The organism is Sorangium sp. So ce176 (assembly GCF_051519835.1).
Classification (GTDB): domain Bacteria; phylum Myxococcota_A; class Polyangia; order Polyangiales; family Polyangiaceae; genus Sorangium; species Sorangium cellulosum_G.
In genome coordinates this window covers 7,975,372-8,000,144 of sequence record NZ_CP150371.1, presented here as the reverse complement: position 1 = coordinate 8,000,144, position 24,773 = coordinate 7,975,372, and the positions used below count along the sequence as shown (strand labels likewise).

The 24,773-nt window shown below is 74.1% G+C and carries 16 protein-coding genes; 7 read left to right on the top strand and 9 right to left on the bottom strand.

All coding sequences use genetic code 11. The features are described 5' to 3' along the window. Position 1: 1 nt before the first annotated feature. Entirely contained in the window at positions 2-949 is a 948-nt protein-coding gene (locus tag WMF42_RS30020) for a hypothetical protein (protein ID WP_437686264.1), read from the bottom strand. A 164-nt stretch (positions 950-1,113) separates the two neighbouring features. On the opposite strand from WMF42_RS30020, the gene WMF42_RS30015 reads away from it, so the two are divergent. From WMF42_RS30015 to WMF42_RS29995, 5 genes are all read left to right on the top strand, one after another. Continuing rightward, complete coding sequence (locus tag WMF42_RS30015; RefSeq protein WP_061609581.1) at positions 1,114-1,701, top strand: hypothetical protein; 588 nt, start codon at positions 1,114-1,116, stop codon at positions 1,699-1,701. A gap of 96 nt (positions 1,702-1,797) precedes the next feature. Continuing rightward, positions 1,798-3,534 (top strand): OmpA family protein, encoded by a 1,737-nt coding sequence (locus WMF42_RS30010; RefSeq protein ID WP_437686263.1) that lies wholly within the window; start codon positions 1,798-1,800, stop codon positions 3,532-3,534. Positions 3,535-3,537: 3 nt separating this feature from the next. Further along, the gene (locus WMF42_RS30005) at positions 3,538-4,059 is read left to right on the top strand and encodes a Rab family GTPase (RefSeq protein WP_061609583.1); all 522 of its coding nucleotides are present in this window, start codon (positions 3,538-3,540) and stop codon (positions 4,057-4,059) included. Next, positions 4,047-5,210 (top strand): sensor histidine kinase, encoded by a 1,164-nt coding sequence (locus tag WMF42_RS30000; protein WP_437686262.1) that lies wholly within the window; start codon positions 4,047-4,049, stop codon positions 5,208-5,210. The genes WMF42_RS30005 and WMF42_RS30000 overlap by 13 nt, the downstream gene beginning before the upstream one ends. A gap of 4 nt (positions 5,211-5,214) precedes the next feature. After that, a complete protein-coding gene (locus WMF42_RS29995) occupies positions 5,215-5,973 on the top strand; it encodes a response regulator (protein ID WP_437686261.1) in 759 nt (252 codons plus the stop codon). 92 nt (positions 5,974-6,065) lie between these two features. Here WMF42_RS29995 and WMF42_RS29990 read toward each other — a convergent pair whose 3' ends face one another. From WMF42_RS29990 to WMF42_RS29955, 8 genes are all read right to left on the bottom strand, one after another. Then, positions 6,066-6,800: a high-affinity nickel-transport family protein gene (locus WMF42_RS29990; protein ID WP_437686260.1), complete on the bottom strand. Its 735-nt coding sequence runs from the start codon at positions 6,798-6,800 to the stop codon at positions 6,066-6,068. A gap of 312 nt (positions 6,801-7,112) precedes the next feature. Continuing rightward, positions 7,113-7,448, bottom strand: coding sequence for a hypothetical protein (locus WMF42_RS29985; protein ID WP_061609587.1), 336 nt, complete (start codon positions 7,446-7,448; stop codon positions 7,113-7,115). A gap of 60 nt (positions 7,449-7,508) precedes the next feature. Then, positions 7,509-10,214: a vWA domain-containing protein gene (locus WMF42_RS29980; RefSeq protein WP_061609588.1), complete on the bottom strand. Its 2,706-nt coding sequence runs from the start codon at positions 10,212-10,214 to the stop codon at positions 7,509-7,511. A gap of 218 nt (positions 10,215-10,432) precedes the next feature. Next, entirely contained in the window at positions 10,433-14,110 is a 3,678-nt protein-coding gene (locus WMF42_RS29975) for a S8 family serine peptidase (protein WP_437686259.1), read from the bottom strand. Positions 14,111-14,268: 158 nt separating this feature from the next. Further along, positions 14,269-15,795, bottom strand: a complete 1,527-nt coding sequence (locus tag WMF42_RS29970; protein ID WP_437686258.1) for a hypothetical protein — start codon at positions 15,793-15,795, stop codon at positions 14,269-14,271. An 8-nt stretch (positions 15,796-15,803) separates the two neighbouring features. Next, complete coding sequence (locus tag WMF42_RS29965; RefSeq protein ID WP_437686257.1) at positions 15,804-18,497, bottom strand: TonB-dependent receptor domain-containing protein; 2,694 nt, start codon at positions 18,495-18,497, stop codon at positions 15,804-15,806. Positions 18,498-18,756: 259 nt separating this feature from the next. Beyond that, positions 18,757-20,538 carry a serine/threonine-protein kinase gene (locus WMF42_RS29960; protein WP_437686256.1) on the bottom strand — a complete coding sequence of 594 codons (1,782 nt, stop codon included), beginning with the start codon at positions 20,536-20,538 and terminating at the stop codon, positions 18,757-18,759. Between the two features lie 339 nt (positions 20,539-20,877). Beyond that, positions 20,878-22,041, bottom strand: a complete 1,164-nt coding sequence (locus WMF42_RS29955; RefSeq protein WP_155798792.1) for a hypothetical protein — start codon at positions 22,039-22,041, stop codon at positions 20,878-20,880. A 385-nt stretch (positions 22,042-22,426) separates the two neighbouring features. Here WMF42_RS29955 and WMF42_RS29950 point away from each other — a divergent pair, with 385 nt between their 5' ends. Further along, positions 22,427-24,112: an FHA domain-containing serine/threonine-protein kinase gene (locus WMF42_RS29950; RefSeq protein WP_080682436.1), complete on the top strand. Its 1,686-nt coding sequence runs from the start codon at positions 22,427-22,429 to the stop codon at positions 24,110-24,112. Positions 24,113-24,127: 15 nt separating this feature from the next. Then, positions 24,128-24,766 (top strand): hypothetical protein, encoded by a 639-nt coding sequence (locus tag WMF42_RS29945; protein ID WP_061610996.1) that lies wholly within the window; start codon positions 24,128-24,130, stop codon positions 24,764-24,766. The last annotated feature ends 7 nt before the right edge of the window (positions 24,767-24,773 follow it).

Sequence of the window (24,773 nt, the reverse complement as noted above, 5' to 3'; positions counted from 1 at the left end):
CTCATCTTCCCGCGCGCGGCTCAGCGCGCGGGAAGATGAGCGCGTACGAGCCCGGCGCGGGGTTGAAGAGCACCGCCTTGTCCGGGTGCCCCTCCCTGTCGAAATGGGGATACCACGGCAGCGCCCGCCAGGACTCCGAGTCCCCGATGAACTCGCGCACGATGAGATCGAGCTCCACGTACTTCCCGCCGGTCGTCGCGGAGAGCTCCGGTCCGAAGCTCCAGCGCTCGCGCCCCGGTCGCGGGGCGACGTCGTTGTGCAGCGCCCCGCCGTAGGCGATCACCATCTTGCCCGCGGCGCCCTCGCGGCCGAGCAGCGCCTTCGCCTTGGCCGCGGTCAGGCGCGCGATCATCTCGAGCATGGCCGTCACCGCGTCCGGCCCCGCGCGCACGATGGCGTCGTACTCCTCGCAGGAGGGCACCAGCAGGTGGGGCGTGACGCCGAGCCGCTTCGCCTCGCCGCCGAGCGCGAGGAACTCGCCCTGGTTGCTCGCGGACTGGGCCTGGGTGACCGCCCTCTGCTCCCCCTCGACGCGCGCCACCTGCTCCTTGTCGCAGCGCGGATCCGCCGCCCAGAGCTCGACGATCAGGTCGGAGGCGCGGCCTGCGAGCGCGGGCAGGAAGAGCTCGGTGAAGCGCCGGGTCGCCGAGGGGACGCCCTCGGCGCCCTGCTGGGCGTGCGACTCGCCCACCGCGAGGACGCGCGGGCCGCTCCGGAGGACGTGGGAGAAGGCCTGGGCCGGGGTGTCGAACGCGAGGCAGCCCAGCGCGCCGCAGGGCGCCTGCGCCGGGGCGCCGGCGGCCTGCTGTGCGGGCGGTGGAGCCGCCGAGGGGGAGGTGGCCTCGACGGCGGCGGCGCTCGCGGGGGCAGGCGCGCCGGCGCCGGCCGGCGCGTTGCCGCAGGCCGCGAGGAGGGTCGCGGCCGCCACGAAGGTTCGCGGGGTTCGCATCGGCGCATCTTACCGATCGTCGCTGTCGCCTGTGCGTCGCGCCGCCCCGGAGCAGCCGAGCGGCTCCGGGACCCGCGCCGCGGCGAGGCCCGCCGGCCCCGGAGGGCTACCAGCGGCCGTGGCGCTGACCCATGTAGCGCTCGACGGAGAGGGGGATCTTCATCATGACCATGAGGACGGGCGGGCGGACGGAGCACGAGGCGAGCGCAGCGCACCTGGAGTCCGCGATCACCAACAGCCTGGAGCAGGTCCGCGACATCCTGTGCGGCGCCCAGCTCCGGGAGCTCGCTCGACGGCTCTCGCACACGGACGCCCAGCTCGCCGTCCAGGCGGAGGAGCTCCGGAGCGAGGCGCGACGGCGCCTGGACGTGCTCGAGGCGCACACGCGGAAGGAGATCGAGGCGCTCAGCGCGACGCTCGAGGCCCAGCGCGCGGCGAGCGCCTGCACGCTCGGCAACGTCGCGCGCGAGTCGCGGGACGCGATCGCGTCGTTCGAGCAGCGGATCCAGCGGCTGGAAGATCTCGTGACGCGCACGCACCGCGAGCTCAGGCAGCAGCTCCTGGAGCAGTCCAAGTCGTTCATCGACGAGACGCGGCGCACGCGCGACGAGCTGAGCGCCACGCTCGAGCGCGAGCTCGCCGCCTGGGCCGACAGCACCGACGCGGCCCTGCCGGACGCGCCGGCGCGCGAGGGGGCCGCGGCGTCGGAGCGGTACCCGACGACGGAGCACCGCTCGGACGAGGCCGCCTGAGGCGTCCGCGCCGCTCGCCGGAGCGGCGCGGACGAGGAGGCCCGGAGACGACCGATGGGACAGCCGAGAGCGCGTCGCGGGACGCCCCCGCCCTCCATGACGCTCGACGACCTCCGCCCCCTGCTCGTGGGCCCCGAGCAGCGCCGGATCCGGCGGATCGAGGAGCGGCTGGACCACTCCATGACCGAGATGGTCGCGGAGGTGCTGCCGCAAGCCGTGATCGAGAGCCGCAAGCGGGGCGAGACGCTCTCGTGGGCGATGGATCCGATCCTCACCGCCGCGATCCACGAGAGCGTGCGCCGGGACCCGGGGGCGTTCGCGGACGCGATCTCCCCCGCCATGGGGCCGGCCATCCGCAAGGCCGTGGCCAGCGCGCTCCAGGCGATGCTCCAGCGCCTCAACGAGGTGCTCGCCCGCAGCCTGTCCTGGGAGAGCGTGCGCTGGCGCCTCGAGGCGCGGCGCACGGGGCGCCCCCTCGCCGAGGTGATGCTGCTCCGATCGATGGTCTACCGGACCGAGCAGCTCTTCCTGGTCCACCGCGGGACGGGGATCGTCCTCGAGCACGCGAGCGTCGATGACATCCCCTTCAGGGATCCCGATCAGGTCTCGGCGATGCTCACCGCCATCGACGCGTTCGCTCACGACGCGTTTCGCACCGACGCGCGGCTGGAGCGCTTCCGCGTGGGCGATCTCACGGGGTGGGTCGAGCACGGCCCGTCGGCGCTCCTCGTCGCGATCGTGCGCGGCGCGGCGCCGCCCGACTACGAGCTCGCCCTGCGCGAGACGCTGGAGCACGTTCATCTCACCTACGGCGCCGAGCTCTCCGAGTTCCGCGGCGACCGGGCGCCGTTCTCCGGCTCCCGCGCGCAGCTCTCTCGCTGCCTGCGCGAGCAACGCAGGTCGTCCCCGCGCGAGGGCCGTGCCGCCCTCTGGGCGGCCGCCCTGCTGGTCGCGATCGCCGCGACAGCCCTCGTCCTCTGGTTCCGCGCCTCGTGGCGGGACGAGCGCCGCTTCGCGGACTACGCCGAGGCGCTGCGGCGCGAGCCCGGCCTGCTGGTGACCGCGGCCGAGCGGCGCGGGGGAGAGTACGTGTTCGCGGGCCTGCGAGACCCGCTCGCCGCCGATCCGAGGGCCGTGATCGAGCGCGGCGGCCCCGCGCGCGCGGCGGTCACGCTGCGCTTCGAGCCGTTCTATTCTCTCGATCCGCGGATCGTCGAGCGCCGGGTGGAGCAGGCGCTGCGGCCGCCGCCGGGGGTCTCCCTGGCGCTCCGCGACGGCGTGCTCGCGGCGAGCGGGATCGCGCCCGAGCGCTGGATCGAGCGCGCGCGGTGGTCGGCGGCGGTGCTCCCCGGCGTCGCGCGGTTCGACGGCGATCGCCTCGTCGCGCAGGAGTCGATCGACGGCGCGCGCGCCGCGGCGAGGGCCCTCGGGCAGATCGAGCTCCGCTTCGACCGGGGCGCTGCCCGGCTCGACGCCGAGCAGCGCGCGCGCGTCGAGGAGGTCGCGGCCGCAGCGCAGCGGCTGCTCGCGCTCGCGCGCGAGGCAGGCATGACCGCCGAGATCCGCGTGATCGGCTACGCGGATCCTGTCGGCTCGGAGGCGTCGAACCGAGCGCTCAGCCTGGCCCGCGCGGAGCACGTCGCGGCCGAGCTCGTCGCGCGCGGCGTCCCGCCGGACCGGCTGCGCGCGAGCGGCGCGGGCCTGCGGCGCGAGCTCTTCCCCCCGTCCTGCTCGAGCGGGGCGGCCCGGACCGGGTGCGACCCCGGCGCGGACGCGCGGCGCGCGCGCAGCGTGATCTTCCTTGTCGACCTGCGCGCGGCGAGGAAGGAGTGAGGCATGGGGGAGAGACGCAAGGTCTGCGTGCTGGGGGCCACCGGGGTCGGCAAGACCAGCCTCGTCGCCCGCTTCGCGCGCAGCATCTTCTCCGAGTGTTACCGGACGACCATCGGCGTGACGATCGAGACGCGGCGCGTGAGGTTCGATGACCGCGAGCTCGATCTCATCCTCTGGGACCTGAGCGGAGAGGACGAGTTCCAGGACGTCCAGATATCGTATGTGCGCGGTTCCGCGGGCTTCCTCATCGTCATCGACGGCACGCGGCGCGCCACGGTGGAGACGGGGCTCCGCCTCCACGCCGCCGCGCGGGGGATCGCGGGGGAGCTCCCGTCCGTCATCGCCCTGAACAAGGCCGATCTCACGGCCGCGTGGGAGATCGACGAGGCCGCCGAGGCCCGGCTGAGGAGGGCGGGGCTCCTGGTCACCAGGACGAGCGCCAGGACGGGCGCCGGGGTCGAGGGCGCGTTCTGCGCGCTCGCGCGCGCGATGCTGGCGAGCGAGGTGCCCTTGTGGCGGGGGTGACGGCCGTGGACGCCTCGCTGCTGGCGGCGCTCGACAAGCTCGTGCTCGAGCGCCTGGACGACGGCGCCTTCGTCGTCCGCGGCCAGCCGCCGCCGTGGTTCCTCCGGCTCGGGATCCCGCCGCCGCGGCGCGAGGCGCCGCTCCCGATCGACAGCGCGCTGCCGTTCCTGGAGGTGTTCCTCCCCGAGGCGGAGCGGGCCTGGCCCACGGAAGGGCGGATCGCGCAGTCCGACACCTGGACGCAGATGACCGACGACGGCGAGGCGCTGCACCTCGAGGCGACGGCGCTCCGCGTGGGCTCGTCGCGGCTGCTCGTGGTCACCCGGCGCGACGCGCTGCTCCACGAGCGCCGCCGCGTCCTCCAGCGGGCGCGCGAGCTGCGCCTCCTTCACGAGGCGCTGTCGCGCGAGGTCGAGCGAAAGGACGTCCTGGTCCACTGCATCGTCCATGATCTCTCCGGCCCGCTGAACAGCCTCCTCGGCGCCCTGTCCCTGTTGCAGGAGCAGCCGCTCCCGGAGAGGAGCGGCGCGCTCGCCGGCGTCGCGCTGAAGGCGGCCCTGCGGCAGCGCGAGCTCATCCGGGAGATCCTCGACACCTTCGCCGCCGAGGGGGCCGCGCTCGACGCCGCTTCCGGCGATCTCGCCGAGGTGGCGGATCTGCGCGTCACCGTCGCGCAGGTCGTCGAGGCGCTCCTGCCCATGGCGTGCAGCCGGGGGGTCCGCCTGGAGGGACCGCCGGCGCTCGTCGACGGACCGCCGTGGAGCGTCGTCGGCGAGGAGCGCAGGCTCGCGCGCGTGATCTCCAACCTCGTCGAGAACGCGCTCCGCTTCACGGCTGCGCGCGGGGCGGTGCGGGTCCTCGTGCACGACGAGCCCGGATGGGCGCGCGTGGCGGTGGAGGACGAGGGGCCGGGCGTCTCGCCCTCCATCGCGCCGCACCTGTTCCAGAAGTTCGCGCACGGCCGCGACCCGGGGGCGGGCAGCGGCCTCGGGCTCTACGGCGCCCGGATCGCGGTGGAGCGGTGGGGCGGGGCGATCGGCCACGAGCCGCGGCCGGAGGGGGGGGCGCGGTTCTGGCTCCGGTTGCGCCGCGCCGGCGCGGCGGGTGGGGCGAGGGGCGCAGGGACGCACGGAGAGGCGCAAAGGGAGTGATGCCATGGCCAAGCTCTTGCTGGTCGACGATGATTCGGGGACGCTCGCGTGGATGGCCGAGGCGCTGGACGGCGCGGCGTACGACGTCCGGACGGTGAGCAGCGGGAGCGCGGCGCTGGAGCTGCTGAGGACCTGGACGCCGGACCTCATCGTCACCGACTTCCTGATGCCCGAGATGGACGGCTTCGCCTTCACCCGCCTGGTGCAGTCGCGCGAGCGGGTGCCCGTGATGCTCGTCTCGGTCGTGAACAAGCCGGCGGAGGCCATCCTGCGCGGGGTGGCCGGCTACGTGCGGAAGCCCGTCACCGCGGCGGAGCTCCGCGCCGCCGTCGCGCGGGTGCTCGGCGCCGTCGAGGGGGTCGCCATCCTCGTCGTGGACGACGACGCGGACATCCGGGAGTGCTACCGGATGATCCTCGAGCCGCGCTTCACGGTGCTCGAGGCCGAGAACGGGCGTGAAGCCCTGGCGCTGCTCGCGCGCGAGGCCGTGGCGCTGGCCATCGTGGACGTCCACATGCCCATCATGAACGGGGTGGAGCTCCTCCGCGCGATGCGCGACGACCCGAGGTTCTGCACGATCCCGGTCGTGGTGCAGACGAGCGATCGGGCGGCCGCGCGCGCCCCCGTCTGGACCGACCTGCACGTGGCGCAGACGATCCTGAAGGACGAGTTCATGGACTGGCTCATGACCCAGATCGACGCGCACCTCGCGCCGGCGCCGCCGCGCGAGGCCGAGCGCGCGTGGTCGTCCGCGAGCCGATGACCAGCGCTGGGAGGGCCGAGGTACGGAGGGAGGGAGGAGGCGGGGCGCTCGCGCTCACGCGCCGCGCGCGTCCGGCGCGGCGCCGCGGGCGCTCAGCCCGGCGTCCACTGCGGGTTCGCCGTGAACAGGCCGGATCCGACGCTGATGTCGTAGGCCAGGAACAGGCCGAAGCCCACGCTGAGGAGGCCCGCGACCGCGGCGAGCGCGTGGTGCATCCCGCCGAAGCGCGCGCGCGTGAACGCGAACGGCACCGCGAGGGCCCCGGTGATCAGCATCATCCCGGCGACCGTGCCGACGCCGAACAGCGCGATGTAGCCGACGCCCCACCGCGGGTCGCGCACCGTGGTGAGCACGAGGAGCGCCACGGCGGCCGAGCCCGCGAGCCCGTGGACCACGCCGATGACCAGCGGCCGGAGGCTCAGGTAGACGCGCGACTTTCCGAACACGCGGTCCGCCCAGCCGAGGTCGTGCCGGTGTCCGTCGTGCTGCTCCGCGGCCTGCGCCGGCGGCTCGCCCCGCCGGACCGCCCGGTAGATCCGCGTGAGGTGATACCCCCCGAGGCCGATGAGCATCAGCGCGACAGCGAGCTCCATCGCCAGACCGACGTGCGGCGGCACCACCAGCCCGAACAGCAGGATGGCGCCGCCGATCACCATCAGCGTGAGCGTGTGGCCGAGTCCCCACATCGCGCCGATCAGCAGCGCCACGCCCAGGCTCCGCACCCGGCTCACCACCGTCGCCACCGCGATCACGTGGTCCGCGTCGGTCGCATGGCGCATGCCGAGAGAGAACCCGAGGAGCAGCAGCGGAAATGCCGAGGCGATCATGCCCCGTCTCGTAGCACGGACCACGCGCTCCGTGCTACGCCGCACACGGCGCCGACAACCGCGGCCCGAGCCCTCCGGATCGGCCGGGCGCTGCCGACCGTCGCCCGCGGGCTCAGCTCGAGAGATCGCTGGCGAGCTCACCGCGACAATCCGGAGACATCCGATCAGCGCGGTTGTGAAGGCGCGCTCATCCGTGACAGCGACTGCGACTCACGATCGCGTCTTCGACGCGCGCTCCTTCCAGCGCGCGTCGAGGAATACAGACTCCTTGCAACAGCGCCAGAAAACGACGGCGCTGCTCAGCCCAGCATGTCAGTTCGCGTTGTCTCGACTCAACGCGTCGATGGCTTGCTGCATCCAGACCGCATCCTCTTCAGCCTGCTTCAACCCATGCATCATCTGCGCGCGCAGCGTCCCCGAGGTCTCGCGGATCCCGCGCCGAAACACGTCTGCTGCGCGCTCGTGGACGACCTTGAGCCAAGGGGCCAGGAGGCGCCTGTCGAGCGGTCCGGGAGCGTCCAGGACGGTGATGCAGGCCTCGATGGCCTCGCGCATGGCACGGGATTCGAGCGCGTCGGCGAAGGCGGAGAACTGGAGAAGCGACTCTCGCAGCGCGGAGCGACCGGTCGATGAGACTCTCTCTGTCATGGCCGTGCTCAGCGTACCACCTGGCCGAGGCCTCCGCCCGTGCGCGCGCCGCGATTGCGGTCAACGCAGGTGGGATCGCCCCGCCGTCTCCAGCAACATCGCGAGCACGAGCGGATCGCCGAGCCCTTGCTCTGCGCCGATGTGCGCGCGGAGGCGCGTCAGGCGTGCAGCGTCCTCCAGGAACAGCGGCTCGCCCAGCCGGGCCGCGGCCTCGTGGAGGATGCCCTCGCGCTCGGCGAGGAGCGCCGCGGCGCCGCCGCGGTCGCCGCGTCCGACGCGGGCAGCGGCCTCGGCGAGCGACTCGCCCGCGGCGAAGCCCTGGAGAGTCCGGGCCACCGAGGCGTCGACGGACGCGGCGCTCGCCGCGTCGTTGTCGGCATAGCGCACCTCGATCGGGATCTCCTCGATCACGTTCTTCCTGGAGAGGCGGTCCTTGTACCTGAGCTCGACGCTCGCGACGGCGCGCTCCCCTGCGCCCGGGCCGGCGCTCAGCTTGAGCAGCAGGGCGTGCCGGTCATCCCGCGCGAACATCGGCATGAAGAAGCGCATGCCGCCCGCGGCGTCCTCGCGGCGATCGGCCGCGATCCGGTCCCGCGACAGCGCGGCGACGTCCGCCGCGATCTCCTGGGCGCGCACCCGGGAGGCCTCGGCGTCGCTCAGCCGGCGCGAGCCGTAGACGCGGAGCAGATCGACGTCGCGCTTCAGGCGCACGCGCACCTCGACCGCTGTCGCGACCGGATCGAGGCGCCTGTCGAGCTCGGCCGAGAGCGCCGGCGCGATCTGCTCGGGGTCGCGCAGGTAGTAGTAGCCGCCGGCCCCGTCGCTCGCGATCGCGCTCATGAGCTGGCTGTCGTAGTCGTCGCCCAGCCCGAGCGCGCTCGTCTGGACGCCGCGCTGGAAGGCGTCGAGCGCGAGCCGCGCGAGCCGATCGCCGCGGGTGAGGCCGCTCGTGGCGCGGCCGTCGGAGACGAGCAGCACCACGCGCACGGCGTCCTCGGGGATGCCCGGCCGGCTCGCCTGCGCGTAGCCCAGCGAGAGCCCGTCGCCGATGTTCGTGCCGCCGCCCTCGCGGATCTCGCCGATGGCGCGGCGGATCGCCGCGCGGCGCGGACCCACGGGGCCGTCCTCGATCATCACGTCGGCGCCGGTGGAGAACGTGGTGAGCGAGAAGTCGTCCGTGGGCGCGAGGCGGTCGACGAGCGCCTGCGCCGCGCGGCGGGCGCTGTCGATCGGCGCGCCGGCCATGGAGCCGCTCGTGTCGAGGACGAGGTGCACCGAGAGGTGCGGCCGCGCGGGCGCCGCCGCCGCCGCGGAGCGGAGCGCGAGGCGCAGGTGGAAGGCGCCCCCGCCCGGCGCGAGCGCGGCGCGCTCCAGGTCGGCGCGCAGGCCGAGCGCCTTGCCGGGATCGATCGGGATCTCGGGCGCGTAGCGGGCGCCGACGTCGCCGACGAGCGCGCGCTCCCCCGCGGGCACGATGCCGCGGGCGACGGCGGCCTCGAACGCGGCGAGGTGGCCGCCCCCGGGCCGGTAGGTGGTGGCGAAGCGGCCGTTCGGATCGAGGCGGGCCTCGGGCTCGGGGGCGTAGGCGTGGGCGGCGGCGCCCGGCGCGGCGATCGTCGCGGCCCCGCCGAGGCGCCCTCGCCCGCTGCCGAACCCCTGGCCTGACCCTGCGCCGGCGCCGTGGCCGAGGGTCCCGATCGCGCTGAGCCCCAGCCCCCCGCCGCCGCCGGCGTCGCCGGCGCCGTTCAACGAGAGGCCCGCGCCGCCCGCGGAAGGCGCCGGGCTGTCGAGCCCCCACGGTGCGGCGGGCGCGCCCGGATCGCCGCCGCTTCCCTGGTTGAGCAACCCGATCATGCCGAACTCGGCGGCGTCGCGCAGCCGCTGCTGCGTCGTCACGTGCGGATCGGGGCTGTCGCTCGGGCCCCGGACCCCCCACCGGTTTCCGCGCGCCACCGCGCCGGCGGTCGCGTCGCCCATCGATCCTTCCTCGCCCCGCGCCCGCGTCCCGGTGCCGCCCTCCTTCGCGTCCGCGCTCTGCTCGCCCTCCTGCTCGAGCGACGCGCGCAGCTCGCGCTCGTCCGCGGCGGCGAGGTACTGCTGCACGAGCGCGATCCGGTCGGCGCTCATCTCGGAGGACGGGCCGACGGGCGGCGGCGCCCAGCGCGCGAGCGCGCCGAGGAGCCCGAGGTGCAGGACCGCCGAGGCGGCGTGCAGGGCGAGGCTCTTCCGGCTCACGAGCGAGCGGCGCACGCGCTCGCCCGCGGCGACGTCCGCGCCGACCTGGATCCGCACGCCCGCGAGCTCGACGTCGACGCGGGCGTGCGCGGGGAGGGGAACGAGCACCGCGCCGGGGATGTCCGCGCGCGCCGCGCCGGCGTGCCGCGCGCGCGCCTCGGCGGCGGTCAGGGGCGCGCCGTCCAGCGTGAGCGTCCCGGTCGCGGCGCCGAGCAGGAGGAAGCGGACGCGCCCCGCGCGGTCGACCTCGAGGAGCGGCGCGCGGCGCGCGCCGAGCACGCGCTCGGGGAGGAAGCAGTCGCACGGGCGACCGTCGCCGCGCTGCTCGCCGACGTCGAGCGCGCGCGGCGGCGTGAGGTGCTGGACGAAGAGGACGGTCGCGCCCCAGGAGATGAGGATCTCCACCGAGCGCACCGCCGTCTCGGCCGCGTCGCCGGCGGTCGCCGCGTCGGGTCGCCCTGGAGCGGTGGTGATCGCGTCGGCCGTGGCCGCGGCGCCGTCGGCGGCGTCCGTCGTGTTCGCGCTGGGCATGGAACTCCCCTGTGCGCCGCGCGGAGCGGCGCGCTCATGTCGCCAGAAATCCGGCAGAGGGCGCGTCGATGTGCGCCCTCGCGGCGAGGCGCTCCGGCCGCGCCGGCCGGCTGTCCCTCGCCCCGTGAGAGACACCGGCTCCGCGGCGAGGTTCCGGCGGTCAGGGCTCCGAGATGCGCGCCGGTAGAGCGGCGTCAGCAGCACCGCCGCAGGGGGAGCTACGTCGGCGCGGGGCCAGCTCGCCCGTTCGACCTCCGCCGCCTCCGCCACAGCGCCGCCACCCCGACAAGCGCCGCCCCCAGCGTCGCCCCCTCGCCGCGATCGCCGCCCGTCCCGCCCCGCGGCTCTCCCCCCGGCGTCGCGCAGGAGCAGCCGCCGCTCGGCCGCAGGAGCGCCGTCTCCTGCTGCGGCGCCTCGCACATGTCCACGGTGAGCGGCCGCGCCGCCCTCCTCTTGCCCCCCTGCTCCAGCGGCGTCCCGAGGTTCCCCGTGTTCCGGTTGTCGTGGTGGAAGCTCTCCCACGCGACGAGCGCGTCCGTCGTCGCCTCGGTGTGCCAGGCGAAGAGCCACCCGTCGCGCGTGCCCACCGCGATCTCGAGCCGCCCGTCGCCGTCGATGTCGCCCACCGCGGGCGTCGTCGAGATCGACTGGCCCGTGAACTTCGGGAACCCGCGCGGCTCCCGGCCGCACCCGTCGAGGGCGTGCAGGAAGTAGCCGCTCGATCCCGTCAGCACCTCGGGGTAGTCGTCGCCGTTCAGGTCGACGACCGCCTGGCTGTTCCCGATCGTGTGGTCCTCGAGGACGAACGGGGCGCGCGGCAGCATCGCCCCCGACTTCCCGCTCCAGACCCCGAGCAGGTGAGGCCCGTGGCGCCCCGCGCCGCGCGCGCCCGTGAGGGTCGCCGCCTCCGCCTCCGAGGCGCCCGCGGCGATGACGTCCAGCGTGCCGTCCTGATCGATGTCACCGAGCGCAGGCTGCGAGAACAGCGGGAGCATCGCCCGGGCCCCCGCGGCGGGCGAGAGGGGTCCGAACCTCGGATCGAGCCCGGCCTGGGCGCCCCCCTGCGCCGGCGGCAGCGCGCCCGCGGGCGTCGCCAGCAGATCCGCCTGCGCGCCGGGCGACGCCGGGAGCAGGAGCGGCGGCGCCCCGTTGCCCTGCACGACGGCCGCGAGCGCGCCGTCGATCTCCCCGACGACGCCCGACGCCGCGATCCCCTCCGCCACGAGCGGGGCCAGCGCGAGCGACGGCATCGTCACGGGCCAGCCCGCGAGCACGGGCCCGGACGGCGCGGCCGTGCCGCGCGCGTCGAGCACGTAGACCGCCCCGGCCTGGCCGTCCTTGCCGAGCTTCTCGCTCGATCCGACGAGCAGATCCGGGAGCCCGTCGCCGTTGAAGTCCGCGACGGCGGGCGTCGCGAGGACGCGGCTCCGCGCCGGCTCCGGGGCGAGCGGGCCCGTGTAGTGCACCTCTACCGGCCAGCCGCGCAGCGGCGCGCCGCCGTCGTCGAACGCGTGGACCCGGCCGTCGAACGCCGCCTGGATCACGTCGAGCCGGCCGTCGCCGTCGAGGTCCGCGAGGACGGGCGAGGCGAAGGCCCCCCGCGCGATCCGCGCGCTCGCGGACATGCACGGCGCGCTCGGCGGCGCCCCGGGATCGAGGGGGCAGGAGGGGATCTCGGGCAGCCGCACCGGCCATCCATCCCTGATCTCGCCGTCGGCGCCGACGACGTAGATCGTGCCCGGCCAGGTGGAGATCGCGATCTCCTGCGCGCCGTCGCCGTCGAGATCCGCGATCGCTGGCGCGCCCAGGATCGGCTCGCGGCCGAGCTCCAGGTCCACCTCGCGGTACGCCGGGGCGTCGCGGTAGACGGGCGCGGCCGAGGGCGGCGCTGGCTTGGCCAGGCCGTCGGTGAGGCGCGTATGGAACGGGAACCCGCGCAGGTCCGTCGGTCCCTTCGGCGTCATCTTCAGCACGTGCAGCGCGCCGCCGGCGGTCGGATAGACGAGCTCGCGGACGCCGTCGCCGTCGATGTCCGCCATCTTCGGGCTGCCCTCGCCGCTGTCGCCGATGGGAACGGGGAACCCCTCGACCAGCGTCGGATCGCTGTCGACGTGGTAGGTGCGCCGCGCCTCGACCTCGACCTTGCCGATGGCGCCCCCGTAGTGGGCGACCGCGTGGACGCGCACCGTGATCGCGCGGTCGTTCTCCCCGTGGGGGCTGTCGGGGTCGCGCGTGTGGGACGCGGCGATCGTGCGCACGTCGAGCGAGGCGAGCGGGCCCTCGCTGCCGGTGACCACCGCCGGCGCGACGTTCTCCTCGCGGTGGATCTCCTTGAAATCCGCGTCGCGCGGCTGCGCGCCCGAGGCCCACGCGACCGTGTAGTCGTAGGTCCTCGCCCGCTTCGCCGAGATGGTCCCCTCGATGGGCACCGGCCCCTGGACCTGGTCCTTGTAGAGGACCTCGAACCACAGCGGCGACGTGAGGTCGATCGCGGGCGGCACGCGCCCGCCGCGGAGCGCCTCGACGGCGCGGTTCGCGTTGACGCGGCCGTAGCCGAACCGCTGATCGAACCCCGGCTGCGACCAGCGGTACGGCGAGTCCGGCTCCCGCGACTCCGGCACGTCGACGTCGTCGGCGCTCGCGATGAGCAGCCCCTTCACCTCCCCCGGGGCCAGGGTCACGCCGCGCTCCAGGGCGGCGGCGTAGAGCAGCCCCGCGACGCCGGCGAGCCCGGCGGTCGCGTCGCTGGCGCAGCCGTCGCTCGGCACGGCGAGCACGTTGTTGCCGCCGAAGCTCGAGCACGGCGAGGCGTCGAGGAACGTTGTCGACGTCGTGATGGTCTGGCCGTCGTAGCGGACGGCGCTCACCGGCAGCGCGTGGTTGCTCGTCGCGGGCACGCTGTGGTGGCGCGAGCCCTGGTCGCCCATCGACGCGACGACGAGCGTCCCTTTCGCGTGGGCGTGGTCGAGCGCCGCCTGGAGGAACCGGGTGCTGTCGATCGCGGTCACCGGGCACTGCACGACGTCGGCGCGGCGGTCGGCCGCGTAGAGGAGCGCCTTCGCCAGGTCCTGCGCGTCCGCGACGTGGCTGTCGCCGACGCGCAGCGGGATGATCCTGCAGCGGGGGCAGGCGCCCGCGCCGCCGAGCCGGTTGTTCGTCTGCGCCGCCGCTGTCTTCGCGCCCTCGGTGCCGTGGCCGTTCCGGGTGTCGTCGAACGGATCGTTGTCGTTCTTGAAGAAATCCCAGCCCGCGATGTCGTCCACGTAGCCGTTCCGATCGTCGTCGGCCCCGTCCGAGAAGTGCAGGAGGAGGTCCCCGGCGTCGAGCCGGCCGTTCCCGTTCCTGTCGCCCCTCGGCCGCCCCTCCGACGGCTCGGGCCTGAGCGCCGGCGTGTCCCTGTAGTCCGACACGGAGAGGATCCCGTCGCCGTTGCAGTCGAAGCCGGCGAGCTCGCCGTCGCCGCCGCACGGCGACCCGTCCGCGCGCCGCGGCTTGTGCGGCGCGAGCTCGCCCGGGTTGAGCCACACCTTCTCGAGCAGATCCCCGTCTCCCCAGAGGATCCCCGAGTCGGTGACAGCGATCCTGACGCGCGGGTCCCCTTGCGTGAGCCGCCAGGCGAGGTCGATCGACATGCCGGCGGCAGACTCCTCCGGACGGGGGTGGAAGCGCCCGCTCGGGGTCGGGAGGAAGGAGTAGAAGCTCCACTGCCCGCTCTGCGTGGCCGAGAGGCCGTAGTCGGGGTCGCTCGGCCAGCTGTCCCGATCGGCCATGTCCGACGCGTCGGCCAAGGTGGGCGGCGGCCAGCCGCCGGAGGCGTCGGACGGAACCAGCGCGCCCGCCGCGGCGCCGCCGAGCGCCCCCAGGAAAGCAAGCGAGGGAAAGCGAGCGCGGCGCATGCCGAGACCCTACCATCGGTCCGCGCGCGCGAGGCAACCGGCGCTTTCAGCAGGAAATCGGCGCCTTCGTCGCGCCGCGCGCGCCCGGATCGCGGAGTCTCCGCGCCGCGATCGCCAGGGCGCGCCGCCGCTCGGGCGCGCCGCCGCGGCGGCGTCGATCAGGGCGCGCAGATCGCCGGGGTGGGGTGCTCGGCGCAGTACGCCGGGTCATCCGGCGGGCCGATGCGCAGCACGACGTCCTGCGACTCGAGGCGCGGCCGCGCGCCGCAGACAGCGGGCGACGTCGCCGGCTCCGACGGCGCGCACACGCCGGCCTCGTTGGGCACGGTCCAGGCCTGGCCGGTGCCGTAGATGAGGTTGAGCGCGTAGCGCCCCTCGGGCAGGCAGCCGTACACGATCTCGATCGCGCGCCCGAACTGCCGCGAGAGCGCCTCCTCGACCCCGGCGACGTCCCCCGCGGCGATGATGTCGTTGCCCTCGCCGTCCTGCGCGCGGCTGATCACCAGGACGCCCCCCTGCGCCGGATCGGTCGGGTGCATGCACAGCGCGGCGGGCCGGACGCCGATGACGGCGCTCTCCTTCGGCTCGAGCGGCTCCGCGCCGAGCGTGGCCGTCGTCACGAGGTCCTCGTAGATCGTGAGCCCCTGGATGAGCACCGCGGGCGCGGCCTGGCCGACCAGCCTGTCGTCGCCCTCGAGCTTCGAGAACACCGACATCGGGAAGAGCGCCGGGATCAGCGCCGAGTCCGGGACGTGATCCTCCCCGTCGATCGCGCCGTCGCCGTTCACGTCCTGCCGCGCGTACGCGAGGGTCGGCGCGGCCTCGCCGCCCACCGGCAGCGAGAGCGGGGGCGCCGCCGCGCTCGCGACCTCCTTCCGGGGCACCCCCGCGGCGAGCTGCAGGCGCAGGAGCGACGCCTCGGTGCCCGCGGGGTTCGCCGGGCTGAACACGTCGAGCAGGAAGTCCGACGCCATGACCACCTCCCCCGCGCTCTGCGCGACGCCGGACGGGGGCATGAGCACCTCGGCGACGTGGAAGACCGGCCGCTCCAGCGGCAGCGGCAGGCCGAGGGTGACAGCGATGCCGCTGACGCGCGCGCCCGTCGCGGGGATGGGCGCGGCCAGCGTGACCTCGCGGTAGCGCGGGGCCGCGCCGCCGAGCACCTCGGCCGCGTTCTCGATCGCGCCGCCGGCCACGTCGCCCCGGCTCGGCAGGTTGGCGATGCTGAAGGTGGGGTCGAAATTTCCATCGTGGTCGTAAAAGCCGCGGATCTGGTAGGTGCCGGCGGGCAGCGGCGACATCCTCCACGTGGCGCTCACGGTGACGGGCGGGTCGTCCGGCGCGGGGCAGCGGAGCGCGCCGTCGGGGGCGACGTCGAGCGCCGCGCCCAGGCCGCCGAACAGCTCGTCGCCGGGGATCACGTCGATGCTCGTGGCGGAGGTGCCGAGCCCCTCGGGCGGCGGCAGGCTGCGCGCGTCGAAGCCGAGCACGATCGCGGCCCCGACGGCGCGGCCGTCCTTCGTGCAGGGCCGGGGGCCGGAGTACGTCAGCGTGCCGTCGAGCACCCCGGCGGGGCCGCTCTGTTCCGGCAGCGGGATGAAGACGTCCACCTCCTCGCAGCCCGGGAGGGTCGCGAGGAGTGCGCCGAGCAGGAGGAGGCCGGTGCGGAGGCTGGGTCCGAGCATGGAGGTGCCTAGAGGGAGTACCGGAAGAAGCCCATGAAGCGCCGTCCGATGCGGTTGCCGAACGGGTGCATCTGCAGCGGCTGATCGCCGATCCCGTCGAGCGCGTTGAAGACGGTCGCGGAGATCTCGGCGCGGTTGTCCGGGAAGCGGTAGCCGAGGCGCGCGTTGAGCAGCGTGTACGCGGGCAGCGGGTAGATGTTGGTCGCGATGACCGTCCCCATCGGGACCTGCTCGGCCCACTCCTGCGACGACTGGTAGTGGAACGTGACCTCGCCGTCGACGCCGACAGGCGTGCGGACCTGGACCCCCGCGTTCACCTTGTGCTGGCTGGTGCGCCCGTCCTCGAGGGCGTTGCACCCGTCGGGGCGCTGCTGCTCCGACAGGTTGAGCGCGTAGTTCGCGAAGATGTCGAGCCCCTCGACCGGGTAGACGCGGCCGCCGAGCTCGCCGCCGACGACGTGGTAGACGTCGCACTGGTTCTCGAAGCCGCCGAGGCCTGAGGTGTAGCGCCCCGTCTCCGGGTTCAGCCCCCCGACCCCCTGCGCGCGCTGCGAGAGCGTCGTGCGCTGCGGCTCGGAGAGCACGATGAGGTCGCTCACGCGGTTGTAGTACGCGGTGACCTCGAACTCGAAGTAGTCGCTCTGCTGGTTCAGGTAGCTCGCCTCGGCGGTGATGATCTGCTCCGGATCGATGATGACGCCGGACCGCACCGGCGGCCTCGTGGTCGAGAGCATCTCGAGGCCGGGGAGCGCGAGCTGGATCGGCAGGTCGACGTACGCCTCGAGCGCCGTGGGCGAGCGGAACGCGGTCGAGCCGGAGAGGCGGATCGCCTGGCGATCGGTCGGCTTGACGATGACGGAGCCGCGCGGCGACGGGATGAGCCGCTCCAGGTAAGGCACGTAGTCGAGCCGCCCCGACGCGACCAGCGTGACGCGCTCCCCGAGCCTCATCGAGTCCTGGAGGAACACCGAGCCGTGGTGCTCGATCGGCATGTCGTCGTCGAGGTAGCTCCACGCGGTCGCCTTGAGCCGGTAGCCGAGGCCGATGTGGAGGTCGTGCACCACGGACGCGGGCGCCCGGAGCGTCTTCACGAACTCGAGCTCGGCGTTCGCGACGTGCTGCTGCGGCCGCCCCGCGTACAGGGTGTGCCCGAGGTACGCGGCGTTGAGCAGCGAGTACCCGTCGAGGTTCGTGTAGTACGCCCGCGCGTTGACGTTCTCGCTGCGGTACGCGACAGCGACGTCGGCGTTCGTGACCTCCAGGTTGTAGTCGTTGAACGGGCCGATACCGTAGACGTCGAGCTCGCTCCTCGCGTAGCCGGCGCCCACGTCGAGCGCGCGGCGCGGCCCGAGCCGCTGCGACGCCCGGAGGTCGATCCGGACGTTCTGCGCGCCGAGATCCTGGCTCTGGCCGCTCGTCTCGAGGTCGATGCGGTCGTCCGCGACCTCGCGCGTCCACCGCGGGTAGCGCGTGTAGCCCGCGGACAGGCGGTACGCGAAGTCTCCTTCCCGCGCGGAGGCCCACACCGAGCCGTAGCCCTGCTGGTGGTCGCCGTAGCCCGCGCGGAAGCCGCTCTTCCCGGCGCCGGGCTCGATCGTGATGATGTTGACGATGCCGGCGAAGGCGTCGGCGCCGTAGAGCGCGGAGCCCGGGCCGCGCACCACCTCGATGCGCTCGATCTGGTCGACGTCGATCGAGAGCGCCTCCCAGAAGGTCGAGCCGAGCACGTCGTTCTTGACCGTGCGCCCGTTCACGAGGACGAGGAGCTTGTTCGCGAGGCGGCTGTTGAAGCCGCGCATCGAGACGTTCTCGTCGCCGCCCGTGATCTGCATGACGTCCATGCCCGCGACGCGTCGGAGCAGCTCCGGGATGCGGGTCATCCCGGAGAGCCGGATGTCCTGGCGGGTCACGATGGTCGTCGAGTTCGGCGAGTCGAGCGGGCTCTGGGCGCCGCGCGACGCGGTGATGACGGTCTCCTGGTAGACGTCCTCGGTGCGGGCCGCGCCGACGATCCCCGCGGCGTCGACAGGGGCCGCACCGCGCCCCGGCGCCTGCCTCGCGCCCGGCGCCTGCGCGCCGCCCGGCGCCTGCGCGCCGCCCGGCGCCTGCTCGCCGGCGGCGGGCTGCCCGTCGGTGGGCCGGGCGGGGGCGCCCGCGGCGGGCTGCTGCGCTCCTGGCGGCTGCGCTCCTGGCGGCTGCGCTCCTGGCGGCTGCGGCGCGGGCGCCGCCGGCTGCTGCGGCTCGGGCGCCGGCGCGGCGCGCTGCGCGGCGAGGCGCTGCTCGAGCTGCGCCACGATGCGGGTCACCTGCTCGCGGTCCGGGGGGTCGCTCGCGATGTACTCGCGGTAGGCGGCGAGCGCCTGCTCGATCCTGCCGGCCTCGGCGTGCGCGCGCGCGATGTTGAAGACGACGTTCGGGTGCGGGAGGATCTCGTTGGCCTTCTGGAGCTGCCGGATGCCCTCGTCGTACTGCTTCTGCGCGATGAGCTCCATGCCGGCCCGGAAGTGGAGGCGCGCCTCGGTGCGGGCGTCGGCGCGCGCGCCGCGCGCGGCGGCCATCGCGCCGACGAGGGCGGCGCAGGCGCAGAGCCTGCGCGCGAGCGCCGCCCTTCCGCGCGGCAGCGCGGCGCGAGCGTCGTTCGTCGGGGGGAGCGCCGGGCCGGCGTCGCGGCGGCCGTGCGAGCAGGAATCGGGAGACGACATGGGTTCGCCCTGTCCTCAGCGGGGCCGGGGATGACGGCGATCCTCCGGCGACATGGGCCGGGGCGCGACGGCGATCCCGGCAGGAGCTCGGGAGCATCCACGGAGCTGCTCCCCACATCACATCGAACACGTCCTCCGTGCGCGGGGCGCCCGGTACGCCCCTCGCGCGAGCGCGAAGCCACTGCGGCGATGTCACGGGATTGCAAGCGCGAGAGCGCCGCCGACTCTACCAGAGTTGCCCGGCGCGCGTCCGCGCTCGTCAGTAGGGGTTGCTCTTGTACGGCGCGCTCTTTTGACCGCTCGCGCCGTTCGCGACGTTCGCGACGTTCGACCTGGGCTTGCCCGGGGTCCCCGGCGCTCCGGTCGTGGCCGGGTCGAGCTTCGCGCGCACCCGCTCCTCGGCGCTGGAGACGCGCACTGTCGCGGGCTTGTAGCCCTGCTTCTCGAAGACGAGCTCGTGCTCCGACGCGAGCGCGGCCGCCGACCCTCGCCACACGATCTCGCACGGCGTCTCGGCGCAGAGCTCCTTGTTGCCTTCCCTGACGGCCGCCCCGGGCGGCGCGCTCTCGACGTGCAGCGTGCGCGCGGCGGGCGCGACCGGCGCGGCGGGCGCCGTCTCCGCGGGCGGCGTGCTCCCCGCGCCGGGCTCGCGCGCCGGCGCGTCCATCTGCGCGACCGGCGCGCGCGACGTCACCACGGCCGCGACGCCGACCCCGGCGGCGAGGACCGCGGCGATCGCCCACGGGACCAGCCTCCGCCCCGGGCCCGCGCCGGGCTGGGTCGCGGAGAGCCCCTCCACGGGCGGCGCCGGGCGCGGCCCCATCGAGTCCGTGATCGAGGGCGCGACGAAGGTGGGCGCCGCCGGCGCCTTGAGCGCGCTGTCCGTGGCGAACGGGCCCGTGATCGTCGGGGGCGAGCTCGTGGGAGGCGATGAGTTCGGCGTCGAGAGGCCCGGGAAATCGCCCGTCAGCGTCGAGGACGACGGAACCGACGGGTACGACGGAACTGACGGAACTGACGGAACTGACGGAACTGACGGGTACGACGGGTACGACGGCGCCGACGGGCGGTGGCTCGCCATACCGGTCCGCACGGGCAGCGTCTCGCCCGTGTCGCGCATGGAGATGCCACCCGCGGTGAACTTGAGCGCGGCGACCAGCTCGTTCATGGACGAGAAGCGCTGCGCCGGGTCCTTCTCGAGGCAGCGATGGACGATGCCCTCCATCGTCTGAGAGATGGAGATCTGCGGGTTGTACGTCTGCATGGGCGGGACCGGGTCGTTGACGTGCGACATGAGCGTCCCGACGCTCGCGCCCTTGTCGAACGGCACGTGGCCCGTCAGCATCTCGTACATCATCACGCCGAGCGCGTAGATATCGGTGCGCGGGGACACGTCGCTGCCGGATATCTGCTCGGGCGCCATGTACTTCGGCGAGCCCATGAACAGGCCCTGTTGCGTGAGGTTCTCGCCGCTCTCGATGTCCTTGACGAGGCCGAAGTCGAGCACCTTCACGTGATCGTGCTCGTCCTCGTGATCGACGAGCAGCACGTTGCCCGGCTTGAGGTCGCGGTGCACGACGCCGAGCCCGTGCGCCTCGCGGAGCGACCGGCAGATCTGGCGGGCGATGTGCGCGGCGCGCGCCTCGGGGAACGGCCCTTCCTCGCGGAGCACGCGGTGGAGGGTCTTCCCCTCGATGTACTCCATCGCGATGTAATAGATATCGTCGTCGCTTTGGCCGTAGTCGAACACGGTCACCGTGTTCGGGTGCGTGAGCTTCGCCGCGGTCGACGCCTCGAGGAAGAAGCGACGGTGGAACTCGGGATCGTGGTCGCCGTCGTACTTCGGGCTCAGCACCTTGAGCGCGCAGATGCGGCCGAGCGGCGCCTGCTCTGCCCTGTAGACCTTCCCCATGCCGCCGCGCGCGATGACGCTGACGACCTTGAAGCGGCCGTTGATGACACGCCCTAGCAGCGGGTCCGGCGCGGCAGCCTTCGATGTCCTCGAGCTGCCGGTTACCTCTCCCTGTCGGCCATCAGGCATGTCGTGCCTCTCCTCGGGCAGCGTGAGGAGGTGAAGATTGGACGCACAGCAGCCGCCTCAGGAGCAGTGTGACTGAGGCGACTCTGAGGTGTCAATCTGCAGTGCCGCGATACGCGCATGAAATGCGTGGAGTCTGGTGCGCTGCCGTCCGCACGGTCGGTGAGCGCGGCGACAGCTGCGCGGCGCTGAGCGCCGGCGTCCGAGGACGAATGTGGCTGTCGCGTGACCGACGTGAAACACAGCGCAACGCGCTCAGTTGGGGTGAGCTGCGTCGCGCTGCGTTTGGATCGTGGACGGACGCGCTGGTGCCGCGGCGGTGGAGGAGCTCGCCCGGACGGCTCAGCGGCGGACGGCGATCGCGAACAGGGTGCCTCCGCCCGGCAGGGGGCCGCCGATCCAGAGGCGGTTTGCCTCGTCGGCGACGAGCGAGATCGATGTGCCCGCTGTCGCGAGATCGAGCAGCGGCGCCGGGTCGCCGTCGGCCTGCACGCGACCGCCGTCGTCTCTGAAGGCGACGGCGACCGGCGCGAGGGCTTCGTAGGTCGCCGGGTCGGTCGGCTGGAAGACGAGGAGGCCGGGCGCGCCCTGCTCGGGCGCGAGGGCCGCCAGGCCCATGCCGCCGCCTGGCAGCGTGAAGACGGCGTCGCCCTCCGTCGGCCCGGCGCCGCGCGCGATCGTGCCGGCCGCGAAGCCGCGCGCCTGCTGCGATCCGTCGGCGGACGGGAGCACGGCGAACACGTTGCCGCGCCGATCGGCGGTGACGGGGCCGGCGTTGTCGCCCCACGTGGCGACGGCGGCGGGCGCCGCGCAGCTCGCGTCGCCTTCCGGCACGAGCCGGGCGTCCTGCCCCGCCGCGCCGCAGCTCTCCGCCGCATAGAGGCCGCTCGACCCCGCGGTGGGATCGCCGAGCGGCGAGAGCCCGGTGTAGAGCAGGCGCCCCTCGACGGCGGCGGCCATGAAGAAGCCGTTCACCTCGTAGCGCTGCGCGACAGCGCGGTCCTCGATCAGGATCAGCTCCCCGAGCGTCTCGGGGAACGCGCTCGTCCACGAGATCGCCGTCCATCCGAAGAACGGCAGGTCCACGGCCTGGCCGCCGAGGAAGGCGTCGGCGGGGACGCCCGCGTCGACCTCCTCCCGCGTCGCCGTGAGATCCCCGGTGGCCCCGTCGGGCGGCGTGAGCCGCACGATCTCCGCCGCGCCCCCGGCGTCGCTCCGCACGAACATCGGCCCGCCGTGCCGCCCCCACGTCACCGAGGCGAAGCCGATGTCCTCGTCGGTCTGGTAGACCGCGACGGCGCACCACGCCGGATCGACCAGCGAGAAGAGCGCGTCGTGCGAGCCCGCGTCCAGGCACCCGGCGCCGTCGTGGCCGCCGCCGCCCGACGACGCTCCAGCGTTCCCATCCGCGTCGTCGCCGCAGCCCGCCGCGAGCGCCGTCGCCGCGCAGAGCGCCGCCGCGGCGAGGTTCGTTCTTCCCTGTTGGATCCAGCCGTCCCAGCGCATCGTTGCCTCCGAGGAGCCGCGGCGTTGCGGTCCGGTCATCGCGCCCGTCGTGCGCTCCGGACCGCGGAGGCCACGCCGCGCGGGGCTTCACCGGCTCGCTGGCCCGGCGGACCTCGCGGCGCCAGCGCCGGCGCGCGCGGCCGTCAGCGCCGGGCTGGCCGAGCCGCGTAAACAAATCATCGGCCATCGTCAAGAGATCCCGGCGTCCGGGACGTTCGCGGGGACGATCTCGGCCCAAACCAGCGGCGGGGCGGCCGGTGCCGCCCTCTGTCCGGCCTGTCCCCCAGAACGACCGTTGCGCTCCACGTTCAGATGGACGACGCTTTGCGCCGCAGCCGGTGTCGGGCACGCTCCGGTTCGCGCTCCTTTTTATCCACCGCGGGCCGTGACCAAGACACCCCCCCCTCCCATCACTGCCGGAACGGTCATCAACGATCGTTACGACATCCGTCAGAGCCTCGGTAAAGGCGGCATGGGCGAGGTCTTCCTGGCCTTCGATCGCTCCACGCAGCAGACCGTGGCTCTCAAGGTGGTCCGCGAAGAGTCGCGCATGCCAGGCGACGACGAGGCGCTCCGCCAGGAGCTCCTCCTCGCGCGCTCGGTGGGCCACCCGAACGTCTGCCGCGTGCACGACCTCGCGCCGAGCCCGTGGGGCCCCATCCTCGTGATGGAGCAGATCCCCGGGCAGACGCTCCACACGCACATCCGCAAGCGCAAGGCCCAGGGCGGCTACACGGCGGACGAGTTCCGCAAGATCGCGAGCGAGGTCTGCAACGGGCTCGCGGCGATCCACGCGCAGGGCCTCGTGCACGGCGACCTCAAGCCCGGCAACGTGATGGTCTCCGAGGGGCGGGCGGTCATCCTCGACTTCGGCTTCGCGCAGGAGCGCGCGCGCGCCTCGGCGCGCCGCCCCGGCGCGCCGCCCGACGGCGGCACGCCGAACTACATGTCTCCCGAGCGGCTGCGCAACGGCGGCGCGAGCCCCGAGGACGACGTGTACGCCATGGCGCTCACGCTCTGGGAGATGTGGACCTGCCGCGTCCCGGAGCCCGGCTACAAGCCGCGGCTCAAGACGATGAAGCAGCAGATCATGTTCGACGTGCCGGCGGGCCTGTCGATCGACGAGGTGCGGCAGATCTTCCGCGGCCTCAACGAGGACCCGTCGATGCGGCCGCAGGCGCGGCACATGCGCTTCTTCAACCCGTCGCAGCTCACGACGAGCCCGATCCAGCTCCCGCGCGAGCGCCTCGATCCCGGCCCGCCGCCCGGCGGCGCGCTCAAGCTGAACTTCACCCCCGGGGCGCAGTCGCTGCTCGTGACGTACGCGACGAACGCGCCCGAGATCGTGGGCTCGCTGCTCCCGCTGCACGACACGAAGCTCGCGCTCGGCCGCCGCAGCGATCAGAGCCTGTGCGTGCCCGAGGCGACCGTCTCGGGGGCGCACGCGATCCTGAAGTGGCAGACGGGCTCGTGGCTCATCGAGGATCAGGGCAGCACGAACGGCACCTACGCGGACTTCAACTACGAGCGCAAGTCGCAGGTCTCGCTGCTGCACGGCGGCGAGGTGCAGGTCGGCGAGTGCCGGATGAAGCTCGTGACGTTCGGCCCGGACTCCCCGCAGCACCGGCGCGCGAAGCAGTACCTCGCGAAGCGCGACGGCCTCACCGGCCTTCTCGTGCGCGAGCACCTGATGAAGGCGATCGACGAGGACGGCCTGTTCGCCGACTGGGCCGAGGTCCCGATGCAGGTCGCGCGCTACGAGCTGCGCGGGCCGAACCGCCAGGTGAGCGAGCGCCCGACGATCCTCGAGATGCTCGCCCTGCGGAAGGCGGCGCAGCGGGTGATCGATCTGACCGAGATGCTCCTCCTGAGCCTCACGCCCGCCGTCGCGGGCCGGACGGGGCCGCTCAAGTTCGTTGTGTCGATCGTCGGTCCGAGCATCGACGAGGCGCGCCACGTGGTTGAGCAGGTGGTCGCGCAGGTGCAGGGGATGCTCCCCGAGACGCTCGAGCTCGGCGCGACGCTGGTGAAGGGCGAGCCCGGGCGCCCGGCGCGGACGCTCATCGACTGAACCCGAACGCGTCCGATGAACAGCCGGCCTCCGTTCCCGTCCAGCCCGCCGTCTCAGCCCTCGCCGTACCGCTACCTCGGTCGCGGCGGCGGCGAGCGCCCCGTGCGGCTGCAGATCATCATCGCGCTCGTCGCGGGCCTCATCGTGGTGGCGGTGCCGCTCTACCTGTGGCGCCGCCCGCGGCCCGAGTCGATCCCGTCCGCGGACGCCGCCACGGCGGACGCCGGCGCCTCCGCGTGGGACGCGGGGGCGCTCGCGGACGCGGGCGCCGGGCTGCCGGAGGGCGTCACGCTGTCGCCGTTCACCACGATCCGCTGCGAGAACCCCGGCCCGGGCAGCACGCCGCCCGACCGCTGCGATCACGTCACGTTCTTCGAGGACGCGCTCTCGCGCGCGATCCGCGACAACGTCCAGTGCGCGCCGACCGGCAAGGCGAGCATCACGGTGAGCTTCGTCCTCGAGATGGACTTCCGGCGCAAGCGGACCAACCTCTACGTTGGCAAGTCGACGACGGTGAGCCGGACGAGGACGAAGGAGCTGCTCCGCTGCGTGAAGCGGGCGATGCCGACGCCCGACTGGGGGACGATCCCGCACCAGTACGTGAAGTACAAGGTCAACGTCATGGCGACCTACCCGGCCAGCGAGTCGTTCTGAGGCGAGC